Origin of the sequence: Streptomyces sp. NPDC091376 (assembly GCF_044757085.1) — a bacterium.
Lineage (GTDB): Bacteria > Actinomycetota > Actinomycetes > Streptomycetales > Streptomycetaceae > Streptomyces > Streptomyces pratisoli.
Genome location: NZ_JBIVUF010000026.1, coordinates 45727 through 57802, shown reverse-complemented (window position 1 = coordinate 57802; position 12076 = coordinate 45727). Strand labels below are relative to the sequence as shown.

Genomic DNA, 12076 nt, shown 5'->3' with positions numbered 1-12076 from the left:
GATGACTGCGGCGCTGGGCGTCGATGACTTCGGGCAACTGAGCGAGGCCGACAGCGGGGTGGTCGATGTCGGGCGGGCTGATCCAGGTGCCGTGTCACAGGCAGACTGCCATCAATGAGTGGCTGTGACCAGCGCTCTCGCAACACGCCCCAGGACTGCGGAGCCGTGCACTTCAGGTTCGGTTTCCGGGCCGGAGCCTCAACAGTTGGCCAGAGTGCGGCCGAGGAGGGGGAGCAGGTGGTCCCAGTGAAGCTGGAGTGCGGCGGGGCTGAAAGCGTCGGTGTCGGCCATGGTGAAGCCGTGGACGGTGTCGGGGTAGATCTCAGAGGTGTAGTTGACACCCGCGGCGTCCAGGGCCTGGTTGAGTTCGCCGAGGCCCTCGGGCGTCAGGTCGGTTTCGGCGTGGCCGAAGTGGACCTGGGCGGTGAGGCGGCGCAGGCTGTCGGGCCCGGCGGCGCCCACGGGGGCATGGAATCCGGCGACGGCGGCCACCTGGCCGGGGTGGGCCGCGGCGGTGCGCACCGCCAGGAGGCCGCCTATGCAGTAGCCGGTCACCGCGACGGGTCCGGCGCTGGCCTCGGGCTGGGTGGTGAGGAATCTGAGGTAGGCGTCGGCGTCGCGCAGGGTCCGTTCGATGGTGTGTGCCTCAATCAGGGGCATCAGCCGACCCATGACCGCGGTCCGGGCCTCTTCTCCGATGTGCTCGGGAAGTTCGACCACCGGTGCCGGGCCGTGCCGGTAGAAGAAGTTGGGGACGAGCACGTAGTACCCGTGGCCGGCCAGTTCGCTGGCCATCTCCCGCAGCACGGGCCGGATGCCGAAGCCGTCCGCGTACATCAGCACCCCTGGGTGCCGCTCGCCGTCGTCGGGGAAGGCGGCGAAGGCATCGGCCCGGCCATCCGCGGTGGGAATCTGCAGCATATTGGTGGGCATGAACTCTCCTGTCGTGGTTGATGTGTCCTGTGATCAACACGACGGAGGCGGAGCCCGCGCAGCACCGCAAGATCCGCGATCGAACAGCGGGCCCGCACTGGCCCGTACGGCGCTCAGAAGAGCACCGGGTCACCGATCCGCGTGTGGCGCAATGCCGTCCCGGTAGTCATCCCCACAACCTAGTCCACCGAACAAAGCCGACGCCAACACCCCCAGTCCACAGCGCAGCTCGCGAGAATGATCTCGGCCCAACGCCTGGGATCCTGAACCCCTGTCGATGCCAGCGTAGGCGAACGTGACCGGCAAGCGTTCGGCGAAGTATTTCAACAGGGTCGTCAGTCATCCCCACGTCAGGGATCACTACGCTGGTTCGGTGCCGCCGGAAGGCGGCTTTCACCACATTCCGTGTTCCAGTTCCTCCAGCGACAGGTTCCATTGTGATTCTTCGTCGGCGAAGGGTGTGGGGTCGAAGGCGCCGACGACCTGCTTGAAGCGTTCCGACAGGTCTTCGGGATCCCCATCGTTGCCGTGATCGATTTCAAGCGTGCGGAACTCGATGAGCGCATACACCAGGGACTACGTAGCTCTCCCGTCGTACGACAACACCCAAACTCCTGTGGTTAATTGATCATCCATCAGTTGGACACAGGTGGGGACGCCGTGAATCAGTCAGGCACCCTGTCGTCAGAGCGTCGAGGGGCCGCCGTCCGTGGACGCCTGCCGCAGGGCGAGTCAGGTCAGGGCCTCATCCATCCCGACGAAGACCCGGCCGTCCCTGTCGAGGGCTACCGACCGGACGGGCGGTCCAGGACTGAGCATTTCTCCCGGAGTTCTCCGATCCGGACACGAGACACAGGCGAGGAGGCTGCGGGTCGGCAAGCCATCCGAGGAGAGCCGCCGCCGCGGGTTCAGTCGATTCCCTTCCTTTGCGGGTGGCAGGAGGCTGTCAGCCCCGACGTTCTCGGCCGGCCCTGCGCGCAACGGCTCCTGCCGCAAGGAAGACCAGACCCACGACGAGTACCGGAAGTCCAGGCCCGGGAAGCACGTACATCGCTGCGCCGGCCACGGTGAGGACAGCGCCGATCGACATCAGCGTGATGCCGATTTGAGACTGGGACACGGTCATCTCTCCTTGTCTGATGAAGCCTTGCTACGAGGCGGTTCGCGGGAAGGAAAGCGGATGCCCTCCGGGCAGCGGGGCAGGGCCGATCAGCTACTGGCCCGCTCATCGGGCGTCAACTGGCGCCCCGGAGTGATCAGTATCCCCAGTAGATCTTCGACGAGTAGACGTAGATCCGGCGGTATGTGGTCCACCGCACAGAGGTCCTGGAGTTGGGTGGTGCAGACCGATACCATCTCGGCCGGCACCTTCTCGCGGCTCCATGAACGCAAGGTGCAGCGGACACGCGCTGAGTGCGCCAGCTCGTGTAGGACGACTTACCGGGCTAAGTGATCTTGAAGCTGCTCCGCCGGCCGGTCCACGCATACCACGGGATCTTGCACGGCAGGCGCCGCGAGCCCTGCCGGACGTGCTCGACGGATGGGTATCCAAGGGATGGCGATGATTCTGGAGTTGCTGCCGGACGTGGGAGTTGCCACGCTCAGGCTCGGTAAGTCGGCCGACGAGGCGGTCGCGGCCGCGCGCGAACTGGGCTTCGCCCCGTCCGACCTCGACTACGGCGACGCGCCGGGACAGGTGCTCTGCGAACACGGGGAGTCCCTGACGGAGTTCAATCTCGGCTTCACCAAGGGCGCGTTGACCGACATCCATGTGTACCGGTTCCGGATCGAGGACGCTGATGTGGCGGTCGTCCTCGACGGTCTCGACGTCTTCCGAACCCCCGGCGAAGAGCTGCTGGAGCGGCTTGAGGAACGGGGCCACACGGTCGAGCAGAACGACGACGGCGTGGACACCCTTCCCGACCTCAAGGTGATCCTGTCGAACGAGAGCAGCTTCGAGTACCCGATGGACGAGGAGGGAGACCCGATCTACTTCGACTACGCCCTCGTCACCTCGGTGGACTTCCGGGGGCCGCGCGGCGACTGACGCCGGCGGCCGTCGACCGGGTGGGGCGCGGGCCGGTGGGTCGATCGTTCCGCGAGTCTTGATCGCTGCCGGGCCTGCTGATTGGCTGGCCGGCATGACCGACCTCGGACCTGCCGCCTGGCCGCCTGCCCCGATCAGGACCGAGAGGCTCGTACTCCGTGAGCCCGAAGCCAGGGGCCGTGCGGCGTTCATCGAGTTGCTGGCCTCGCCAGAGGTGGGCACCTACCTCGGCGGCCCCCGGCCGCGTGACGAGCTTGAACGCGAGGTACCCGGGGTGCCCGAGCGGTGGCCCGGGAGCTTCGTCGTTGATGTCGGCGGGTCGATGATCGGCCAGATCCTGCTCAGGAGGGCAACGGGGCACCGGCGCCCGGCTGCCACGGGGAAGGCCGAGCTCGGCTACGTGTTCCTGCCGCAGGCGTGGGGATTCGGGTACGCCGCCGAGGCGTGCGCGGCGGCACTCGGCTGGCTCGCCGGTGTCCTTCCCGGCGAGCCGGTGGTGCTCACCACCCAGACCGCCAACGCCCGTTCGATGCGCCTCGCGGCGAAGCTGGGGTTCACCGAGGTGGAACGATTCGAGGCCTACGGCGCCGAGCAGTGGCTCGGGATGCGGTCCGGATCGTGAGCGGCTTGGCGGCGTTGTCGAAGCGGACCTGGGTGGACTGGGCTGTCTTCCTCTGGACGGTCGTGACCGCGGCCAGGTGCAAGAGCCCGTTTCTGGTCGTCTTCTTCTCGGTCGTCGCGCTTGCGGCCGCGGTCATCGGGGTCCGTAGGATCTGGCGGCTCGTACGCCCGGCCGGCTCGGCGCCGACGCGTTCCGCGAGCAAGGCGGGGGCACACCAGGGAAGTTGAGCGAGAGCCGGATTCCTCGGACATCTCGTCCCTCTCCAGAGAGCTGATGACGACCCCGAGCAACAATCCGGCAGCTCAGCGTTCCCGCGCAGCAGAGCCGCACCTATCCTCGTTCGAGGCGCAGACATGGCGCCCCGTCGCCAGTTGGCAACCGGACCGAGGAAGTGTGGCGCAATGACCAGCCGACTCATCGCGATCTCCTTCGACGCGCACCAGCCGCAGCGCCTGGCGCATTTCTGGTCCGGGGTCCTGAACGTGGTGAGTGCCGACGATTCCTACGACGGCGTCGCCCTGAAGTCCGGGAACGACGCCGGCTACCGCCTCGGCTTCCGTCCCACCCGGGCGCAGAAGTCCGCCCAGAACCGGCTGCACTTCGACCTGACCAGCTCCTCACTGGAGGATCAGCAGGAGACCGTGGCCAGGGCGCTCGACCTCGGCGCGCGGCACGCCGACGTCGGCCAGGGTCCCGACGCGGCTCACGTGGTCCTCGCCGACCCCGAGGGCAACGAGTTCTGCGTCCTCGAGCCGGGCAACACGTTCCTCGCCGGCTGTGGCTTCATCGGAGCGCTCGCCTGCGATGGTTCGCAGGCCGTGGGTTACTTCTGGAGCGAGGCGCTGGGCTGGCCGCTGGTCTGGGACCAGGACGAGGAGACCGCCATCCAGTCGCCGAACGGCGGTACGAAGATCACGTGGGGTGGTCCGCCGCTGATGCCGGACCCCGGCAAGGACCTGCGCTTCGACCTCGCGCCGGACGGCGATCAGCAGGCGGAGGTCGAGCGCCTGGTCTCCCTCGGGGCGAAGCGTCTCGACTCGGCCCGGGGCGAGGACGGCGCGGTGCTGCTGGCCGACCCCGACGGCAACGAGTTCCGCGTGCTCGCGCGCCGGTGAAGCCGGCACCCACGGCCGCGTTCAGCGTGCCGCTGCGGGTCCACGGTCCGAACCAGCAGCAGGCCGGCGTCCTTGCCCGGCCCCGACAGCGCCCCGCCCGTGGATGCGGGTGAGGGGTAGAGCTCGACGAGTTCGCCGACGTCGGCCGCTGCGAGGTTCGTTCATCAGGCTCGGGGGGCGGCCTCGGCTGCGCGCAGGCTCTCCCGGTGCGCCTGAGCCGCGGCCATCACCTGGTCGAGTGCGTCCCGGGTGCGGCTGAGGTCGGCGATGTGGTCGGAGAGCCGGTCACGTTCCTGGATCATCCGCTCCAGTGCGGCGTCGGAGTTCTCCTCGCTGGGCGAATCGACACACGGCAACAGTTCGGCGATGGTGCGGCTGGAGAGCCCTGCGGCATACAGGCGCTGAATGAACGTGACCCGCTCCACCTCGTCGTCCGTGTAATGCCGCTGGCCGCTGGCGCTGCGGGTGCTGGTGAGCAGACGCTGCTCCTCGTAGTAGCGCACCGACCGGACACTGACCCCGGCCCGCGCCGCGAGCTCCCCGATACGCATCTCGTCCTCCTGGCTATGACCCGCAGCACAACAGCTTGCCTCTGACGTCAATGTCAGGTTTTAGCGTAGCTGCTGTGCCCGAGGTCCGGGCGCTACGGAGCATGAAGGAGCCCCACAGTGACGACGCTTTTCGACAGCCATCGCCTTGGCGACCTGACCCTGCCGAACCGTGTGGTGATGGCCCCGATGACGCGGGTCCGGGCCGCCGCCGGCGGTCTGGCGACACCGTCGATGGCGACGTACTACGCCCAGCGGGCGACGGCCGGGCTGATCCTCACCGAGGGAGTGCAGCCGAGCCTGGTCGGGCAGTCCAATCCGGGGACGCCGGGACTCCACACCGATGAACAGGTCGACGCATGGCGCCCGGTGACTGCCGCGGTGCACGCCAACGGCGGCCGGATCTCCGCCCAGATCATGCACGGCGGACGGGTCTCCCACTCCGACACCACCGGTACGCAGCCGGTCGGGCCCTCGGCCGTCCCCGCCGTCGGTGACGTGTTCACCCCGGCCGGGCCCCAGCCCGCGCCCGTGCCGCGCGCCCTGGACACCGCCGAGGTGTCCGAGCACGCCCAGTCGTACGCCGAGGCGGCTCGTCGCGCCGTCGACGCCGGTTTCGACGGTGTAGAGCTGCACGGCGCCAACGGCTATCTGATCTCGCAGTTCCTCTCCTCCAACGCCAACGTGCGCACGGATCGCTACGGAGGCTCGGTGACCAACCGGATCCGGTTCGCCGTCGAGGCGACGGCTGCCACGATCGACGCCGTGGGCAAGACCAGGACGGGCATCCGCCTCTCCCCGGGCGGGACGTTCTGGAGCGTGACGGAGACCGACGTTCCCGCGCTCTACGCCGCGCTGCTCACCGAACTCGCCCGCCTCGAAGTGGCTTACGTCCATCTCGAAGCCACCACCGACGAACACGTGCTCCTCGGCCTGCGCCGAGCCTGGCCGGGCACCCTCATCGTCAACCCGACACTGCCGATGGGACCGAAGCAGACCAGCCGGACGGAGGCGGATCACTGGCTCGGCCTGGGCGCCGACCTCATCAGCTTCGGCCGCGCCTTCATCGCCAACCCCGACCTCGTCGAGCGACTGCGGCTCGGACTTCCGATCGCCCCGGTGGACGAAACCACGTACTACCAGGGCGGCGACGCGGGCTACCTCACCTACCCGGCGTATCAGCACGCGGGTTGATGCGGCAGGCGGGCTACTCGAACCGCCGGACGTCGAGGTTGAGTCGGCGTCCGGTCCGGTCCGGCCGGTCACGGCCGGACCGGTCCCGTCCGCGTTCCGTCCGGTCCCGTCCGTGTTCCGTCGATGAGGCGGAACGACGACCGTCATGGGCTGAGTCCGACAAGCGGGCCGGGCTCGCACACGCGATCGACGCTGTGATCACGCCATGTCGACACCTGTCTCATTCTCCCGTTCAGGTCCCCCTGTCCTTGCGCTTATGGTGCGTCAGGGGGCATTCGCGACAGCCCCGGCCCGATGGAAGTTCGCCGGATGAACCCGGGGAAGGAGCACTCCTGGCATGGTCAATGTCCTCAGCAGCGGCGTCTGGACGGGTGTCGACGTGGACGCATCGCAGTTCAGCGGTCTGCAAACCAAGCGTCTCGCCTGGGGCGACGTCACGGACGACGTGAAGAGCGCCTACGTCTTCGAGGGGTGCTCCACCCAGGTGTCACTCGACGGCACTCCGAGCGTGATCGGCACCTTCAAGCACTACAACCACGTGATTCCGATGCCGCCGAACCCGATGTTCACCGCGGAACTCACCGTCACCGTGGCCTTCGGCAACAAGGACAGGCGCACGGTCGGCCCGATGAAGTTCCAGCATCACGAGACGCCCAACGTCGGCGCGTCACAAGAAGACACAGTCGAACTGGAAGAGGTCAAGTTCGAGCAGGTCGTGGAAGTCGAAGGCCGCTGGTACGACATGCACGTCCAGGGATTCCTGCAGTTCGGCCAGATCACCAGGCACTTCGTCAGCATCGAGGACGCCAAGGACCCCAACACCGCCGAGCTGAGAGCCTCGTTCACCCCCTACCAGGGCCAGGCATAGCCTCGATACAGCGCCGCACACCGGGCTGACTCCGCGCCGTCTCACCAATCCAGCCGCAGGACGCCGTAATCCTCATGCCCCCTCGGCGGTGAGCCGGCCGATGGCCCGGATGACCTGCCGTCGGGTGGCCACGCGGCGGGCGAGGAAGGCCATCACCCGATTCATGCGTCCCGCGATGACGCTCGGGGGCGGGTTCCGGCGGTCCAGGGCGCTCAGCGCGGTGCGGACGACGTCGGCGGGCGAGGCGAGCCTGGCTCCGCCGGCGGCCTGCTCCGTGCCCGCCACGTCGAAGAATTCGGTCCGTGTGGCACCGGGCGACAGTGCCAGCACCCGCAGACCGGTGCCGCGCGACTCCTCCCACAGCGCCTCGGTGAGGCTCAGTACGAACGCCTTGGTCGCCCCGTAGAGCGCCATGCGTGGGTTGGGCTGGTAGGCCGCCATGCTCGCCACGTTGACCAGCACCCCGCGCCCCGCCGTACGCAGCTGCTCGATGAAGGCGCGGCTGATGTCGGCCACCGCGGTCACGTCGACGGCGATCTCCCGGCGCAGCCGTACCGGATCCGCCTGGTGGAAGGGGCCGAAGCCGCCGAACCCGGCGTTGTTGATCACGCTGGTGACACGCACGCCGAGCCGCTCCATCCGCGCGGCCAGCGCCTGCCCGGGGTTGTCCGTGGCCAGGTCCATCTCCACGACGTGGACCTGGATCCGGTGCCGTGCGCGCAGCTCGGCGGCCAGCTCCTCCAGGCGTTCCCGGCGGCGGGCGACCAGCACCAGGTCGGAGCCGCGGGCGGCGAGCCGGCGGGCGAACTCGGCGCCGAGACCCGCGCTGGCGCCGGTGACCAATGTGATCTGTCCGCGATAGTCGACGGCTGCCATGGCTACCTTCTTTCAGTCGATGCCTTCCTGGCAGTTAATGCCAACTGGTCGGCATCTGTCTAGAGGGGGTAGCCTGACGCCCATGACGACCTTGTGGGACCGTTCGCGGCAGATCGCCGTCCAGGCGATCCTGGACACCGCGGTCCGCCTGTTCGCCGAACAGGGCTACGAGCGGACGACGATCACGCAGATCGCACGGGAGGCGGGGATCTCGCAGCGCTCCCTGTTCCGCTACTTCGGCACCAAGGAGGACCTGGTCTGCGGCGACCAGGAGGCGCTGGGCAAGCTGCTGAAGCAGACCGTGGAGCAGCAGCCGGCCGAGATGTCCGCGTGGGATGCGCTGCGCGCCGGGTTCGAGGTCGTCCTGACCGCCAACCACACCCCGGAGCGGGTACTACAGCTGTCCCGCCTCATCTTCGACACCCCCTCGCTGCACGCCCGCTACATCGAGAAGCGACTGCGCTGGCAGGCCGACCTCGTCCCGGTCATCCAGGCGCGGATGGACACCGGCGCCCGCCCCGGCCCAGCACCCGCCCAGACCCCGGACCCTGCCACCGCCCAGACCACCGACCCGCGCGCCAAGGCGATCGTCGCGACGGTCTTCGCCTGTGTCGACACGGCAACCGAGCTGTGGACCAGACACGACGGACAACTCGACCTGGCAGACCTCTACGACCAGTGCCTCGCAGCGGTGCGGAGCCGCGACTGAGAGCGCCGAACCAGGCATCGAACGGTCCGGTCCCGGATCCGGCAGCGTCCGGGAGAACGTCAGGGCAGGGTCAGGATGCGGGGACCCAGGTCGGTGATGGCGACGGTGTGCTCGATGTGGGCGGCCCGGCTGCCGTCGGTGGTGCGCAGGGTCCAGCCGTCGATATCGGTGCGGTAGACGTTCTGCCCGCCGGCCATGAGCATGGGTTCGATGGCGAGGACCAGGCCGTGACGGAGAGGGAATCCACGGCCCGGGCGGCCTCGGTTGGGGACATGAGGGTCTTCGTGCATGCGGCGGCCGATGCCGTGGCCGCCGAAGTCGGCGGGCATGCCGCAGCCCGCCTTGCGGGCGACGGTGTCGATGGCGTGGGAGATGTCGCCGATGCGGCCGCCCACCCGGGCGGCGGCGATGCCGGCGTCGAGGGCCTGCTGGGTGGCGTCGATCAGATCGAGGTCACCGGGGCGCGGTGTTCCGACGGTGAAGGTGATGGCCGCGTCGCCCGTCCAGCCGTCGAGGTGGGCGCCGCAGTCGATGCTCACCAGGTCGCCGTCGCGCAGCCGGTAGCCGGTGGGGATGCCGTGTGACACGGCGTCGTTGACGGACGTGCAGATCACGGCGGGGAAAGCGACCGGGGCGAAGGACGGCCGGTATCCGAGGAACGGGGAGCCGGCTCCGGCCTCGGCCAGAACCGACCGGGCCGCTTCGTCCAGCTCTCGCAGGGACACCCCCACGCCGGCCGCTTCTCGGACTGCGGCCAGGGCGCGGGCCACCACCCGTCCGGCTTCCCGCATCGCGTCCAATGCGGCATCGGTCTTGATCTCCACCATGCGTCGGGCTCCCCACAGCACGTCGATCCAATACTTATACCGGTATTAGTATCACGGCCATGGAGCTCCACCGACACTCTCGGAACCCCCGCTTTGCCGAACCGGCAACAAGACTCGCCGCGCCCGTGCCGTCACGCGCATGATCGGGGACCGGTCCCGGCGCACGGCCGGCCGGCATCCCTGGAGGAGTCATGTCGCAGCAGGCCACGGAAGTCACCCACCGGCTGGTCCCCTCGCCCGCGGGCCGGACCCACCTGGTGGAGCAGGGCACCGGGCCGCTGGTGTTGCTCGTGCACGGCTTCCCGGAGTCCTGGTATTCCTGGCGCCACCAGTTGCCGGCCCTGGCCGCAGCCGGGTACCGCGCGGTCGCGATCGATGTCCGCGGCTACGGCCGTTCCTCCAGGCCCGGCGATCCCGAGGCGTACCGGATGCTGGAGCTGGTCGAGGACAACGCCGCCGTGGTGCACGCGCTGGGTGAAACGTCCGCGGTCGTCGTCGGCCACGACTGGGGGTCGGCCATAGCCGCCGACTCCGCCCTGCTCAGGCCGGACGTCTTCCGCGCGGTGGGGATGCTCAGCGTTCCGTACGCCCCGCGCGGCGGACCGCGGCCGAGCACGGTCTTCGCGCAGCTGGGCGGGGACGAGGAGTTCTACGTCTCCTACTTCCAGGAGCCCGGCCGGGCCGAGGCCGAGATCGAGCCCGACGTGCGCGGCTGGCTCGCGGGCTTCTACGCCGCCCTGTCCGCCGACACCATGCCCGCGCCCGACGCACCCGGCCCGCACTTCGTCGGCCGAGGCGGGAGGCTGCGCGACCGCTTCCCCGCCGGGCGGCTGCCCGTCTGGCTCGGCGAGGACGATCTGGACGTCTGCACCGGGGAGTTCGAGCGGACCGGCATGACCGGAGCCCTCAACCGCTATCGGAACATGGACCGGGACTGGGAAGATCTCGCCGACTTCGACGGCGCCCCCCTCACCCAGCCGTCCCTGTTCGTCGGTGGCGCCCTGGACGCCTCCACCACGTGGATGGCCGATGCGATCGCGGCATTCCCCACCACCCTGCCCGGCCTGGTCTCCTCCCGGATCCTCGACGGCTGCGGCCACTGGATTCAGCAAGAACGCCCCGCCGAGATCAACCGGCTCCTGACCGACTGGCTCGCCTCCCTGCCCGCCTGAAGCCTCTACGGAAACCGGGCACGTGTCCGGCAGCGGCCGGGCGCCGGCCCGCCGGAATGCTCGGCGTCGTCGTCACTCGTGACCTCTGCATCGCTGGCCGGCGCTCGGCCGAGTCCCGATGCATCGCTCACCGACACTCGGCGCCGACTCCCGAATCGCCGTCACAGTGCTGCTTGTTCCCGGGCTGTGGCACAACGGCCGTGGTGCGGTTGTGGTTGCGGTTCCGGACGTCGCCCCGAGGACGATGCGGGTGTGCGCCGTGTGGCGCTCGCGTCGTGGTGCCGGACGATCGGCCACGGTCAGAGTGTGCGGCTCAACAGGCCCAGCAGCGCTTGCCAGTGGCGTTCCTCCGCCTGGGCGTCGTGGGCGGCGGTGTCGGCCTGGGTGAAGCCGTGGCGGGCCCCGCGGTAGACCTCGCTGTGATACGTGACGCCCGCTGCGGTGAGGGTCCTCTCGAGGAGGGCGATCTGGTCGGTGGTCATGGACGGATCCTCGTCCGCGTGCCCGAAGTACAGCTCCGCCGTGATGCGGTCGGCCAGCAGGTGCGGACTGTCCGCGGCGTCCGTGGCCAAGCGTCCGCCGTGGAAGCAGGCCGCGGCCGCGACCCGCTCCGGGTACGTCCCTGCGGTGCGCAGCGCCAGAACGGCACCCATGCAGTAGCCGGTGAGACCGACCGGTCCGCCGCCGGCCACGGGTGAGGCGGCGAGGTACGACAGGTAGGCGTCCGCATCGCGCATGGCCGACTCGGGGGTGAGGGCCCGCATGACCGGGCCGAGGGCTTCGAAGATCTCGGGGCGCCGGCCCGGGTCGATGAAGTCCGGCAGTTCGACCACGGGGGCCCTGCCATGGCGGTAGAAGACGTTGGGGACCAGGACGGTGTAGCCGGCCGAGGCAAGGCGGTCCGCCATCGTCCTCAGCCCGGGGCGCAGCCCGAAGGCGTCCATGTAGAGCAGGACCGCCGGGTGCGGGCCGCCGTCGTCGGGGTGGGCCAGGTAGGCGTCGGCGGTGCCGTCCCGGGTGGGGATGTCCACGGAGGTTCCGCTCACAGCGGGCATGACCGATCTCCTTCTCGTCGGGGCCCCTTCACCGGGCCAACCGGCAGGCAGGAACGGCTGAACCCTGCGCCAGGACGTTACCTTGCCGTCCTCCCCGCCCGGGCAGGCAC

The 12076-nt window shown here is 69.3% G+C and carries 15 protein-coding genes; 8 read left to right on the top strand and 7 right to left on the bottom strand.

Translation table 11 applies throughout. From position 1 onward, the window contains the following. Positions 1 to 198: 198 nt before the first annotated feature. The 3 genes from ACIQMR_RS34620 to ACIQMR_RS34610 form a co-directional block, all read right to left on the bottom strand. Positions 199 to 933 (bottom strand): dienelactone hydrolase family protein, encoded by a 735-nt coding sequence (locus ACIQMR_RS34620; RefSeq protein WP_401396042.1) that lies wholly within the window; start codon positions 931 to 933, stop codon positions 199 to 201. Between the two features lie 393 nt (positions 934 to 1326). Then, positions 1327 to 1503, bottom strand: a complete 177-nt coding sequence (locus ACIQMR_RS34615) for a hypothetical protein (protein ID WP_401396040.1) — start codon at positions 1501 to 1503, stop codon at positions 1327 to 1329. Between the two features lie 376 nt (positions 1504 to 1879). After that, positions 1880 to 2053 carry a PGPGW domain-containing protein gene (locus tag ACIQMR_RS34610; protein WP_401396038.1) on the bottom strand — a complete coding sequence of 58 codons (174 nt, stop codon included), beginning with the start codon at positions 2051 to 2053 and terminating at the stop codon, positions 1880 to 1882. A 435-nt stretch (positions 2054 to 2488) separates the two neighbouring features. Between ACIQMR_RS34610 and ACIQMR_RS34605 the strand changes: the two genes are divergently transcribed. The 4 genes from ACIQMR_RS34605 to ACIQMR_RS34590 all read left to right on the top strand — a co-directional run bounded on the left by ACIQMR_RS34605 (position 2489) and on the right by ACIQMR_RS34590 (position 4717). Then, positions 2489 to 2980: a hypothetical protein gene (locus tag ACIQMR_RS34605; RefSeq protein WP_401396035.1), complete on the top strand. Its 492-nt coding sequence runs from the start codon at positions 2489 to 2491 to the stop codon at positions 2978 to 2980. Positions 2981 to 3074: 94 nt separating this feature from the next. After that, the gene (locus ACIQMR_RS34600) at positions 3075 to 3602 is read left to right on the top strand and encodes a GNAT family N-acetyltransferase (protein WP_401396032.1); all 528 of its coding nucleotides are present in this window, start codon (positions 3075 to 3077) and stop codon (positions 3600 to 3602) included. After that, on the top strand, positions 3599 to 3829 hold the full coding sequence (locus tag ACIQMR_RS34595; protein WP_401396029.1) for a hypothetical protein: 231 nt from the start codon (positions 3599 to 3601) through the stop codon (positions 3827 to 3829). The genes ACIQMR_RS34600 and ACIQMR_RS34595 overlap by 4 nt, the downstream gene beginning before the upstream one ends. Before the next feature lie 174 nt (positions 3830 to 4003). Continuing rightward, positions 4004 to 4717 (top strand): VOC family protein, encoded by a 714-nt coding sequence (locus ACIQMR_RS34590; RefSeq protein WP_401396026.1) that lies wholly within the window; start codon positions 4004 to 4006, stop codon positions 4715 to 4717. A 164-nt stretch (positions 4718 to 4881) separates the two neighbouring features. Here the strand turns inward: ACIQMR_RS34590 and ACIQMR_RS34585 are convergent, their stop codons facing one another. After that, complete coding sequence (locus ACIQMR_RS34585) at positions 4882 to 5268, bottom strand: MerR family transcriptional regulator (RefSeq protein ID WP_401396023.1); 387 nt, start codon at positions 5266 to 5268, stop codon at positions 4882 to 4884. 117 nt (positions 5269 to 5385) lie between these two features. Here ACIQMR_RS34585 and ACIQMR_RS34580 point away from each other — a divergent pair, with 117 nt between their 5' ends. Both ACIQMR_RS34580 and ACIQMR_RS34575 read left to right on the top strand, forming a co-directional pair. Next, entirely contained in the window at positions 5386 to 6459 is a 1074-nt protein-coding gene (locus ACIQMR_RS34580) for an alkene reductase (protein WP_401396020.1), read from the top strand. Between the two features lie 337 nt (positions 6460 to 6796). Beyond that, positions 6797 to 7327, top strand: a complete 531-nt coding sequence (locus tag ACIQMR_RS34575) for a choice-of-anchor K domain-containing protein (protein WP_401396018.1) — start codon at positions 6797 to 6799, stop codon at positions 7325 to 7327. A gap of 72 nt (positions 7328 to 7399) precedes the next feature. Here the strand turns inward: ACIQMR_RS34575 and ACIQMR_RS34570 are convergent, their stop codons facing one another. Further along, positions 7400 to 8203 carry an SDR family NAD(P)-dependent oxidoreductase gene (locus ACIQMR_RS34570; protein ID WP_401396015.1) on the bottom strand — a complete coding sequence of 268 codons (804 nt, stop codon included), beginning with the start codon at positions 8201 to 8203 and terminating at the stop codon, positions 7400 to 7402. A gap of 82 nt (positions 8204 to 8285) precedes the next feature. Between ACIQMR_RS34570 and ACIQMR_RS34565 the strand changes: the two genes are divergently transcribed. After that, positions 8286 to 8912, top strand: coding sequence for a TetR/AcrR family transcriptional regulator (locus ACIQMR_RS34565; protein WP_401396012.1), 627 nt, complete (start codon positions 8286 to 8288; stop codon positions 8910 to 8912). 59 nt (positions 8913 to 8971) lie between these two features. Here ACIQMR_RS34565 and map read toward each other — a convergent pair whose 3' ends face one another. Then, a complete protein-coding gene (gene map / locus ACIQMR_RS34560; RefSeq protein WP_401396009.1) occupies positions 8972 to 9739 on the bottom strand; it encodes a type I methionyl aminopeptidase in 768 nt (255 codons plus the stop codon). Positions 9740 to 9930: 191 nt separating this feature from the next. On the opposite strand from map, the gene ACIQMR_RS34555 reads away from it, so the two are divergent. After that, positions 9931 to 10911, top strand: a complete 981-nt coding sequence (locus ACIQMR_RS34555; protein ID WP_401396006.1) for an alpha/beta fold hydrolase — start codon at positions 9931 to 9933, stop codon at positions 10909 to 10911. 299 nt (positions 10912 to 11210) lie between these two features. On the opposite strand, the gene ACIQMR_RS34550 is transcribed toward ACIQMR_RS34555, so the two are convergent. Next, positions 11211 to 11966, bottom strand: a complete 756-nt coding sequence (locus tag ACIQMR_RS34550) for a dienelactone hydrolase family protein (protein WP_401396003.1) — start codon at positions 11964 to 11966, stop codon at positions 11211 to 11213. Positions 11967 to 12076: the final 110 nt, after the last annotated feature.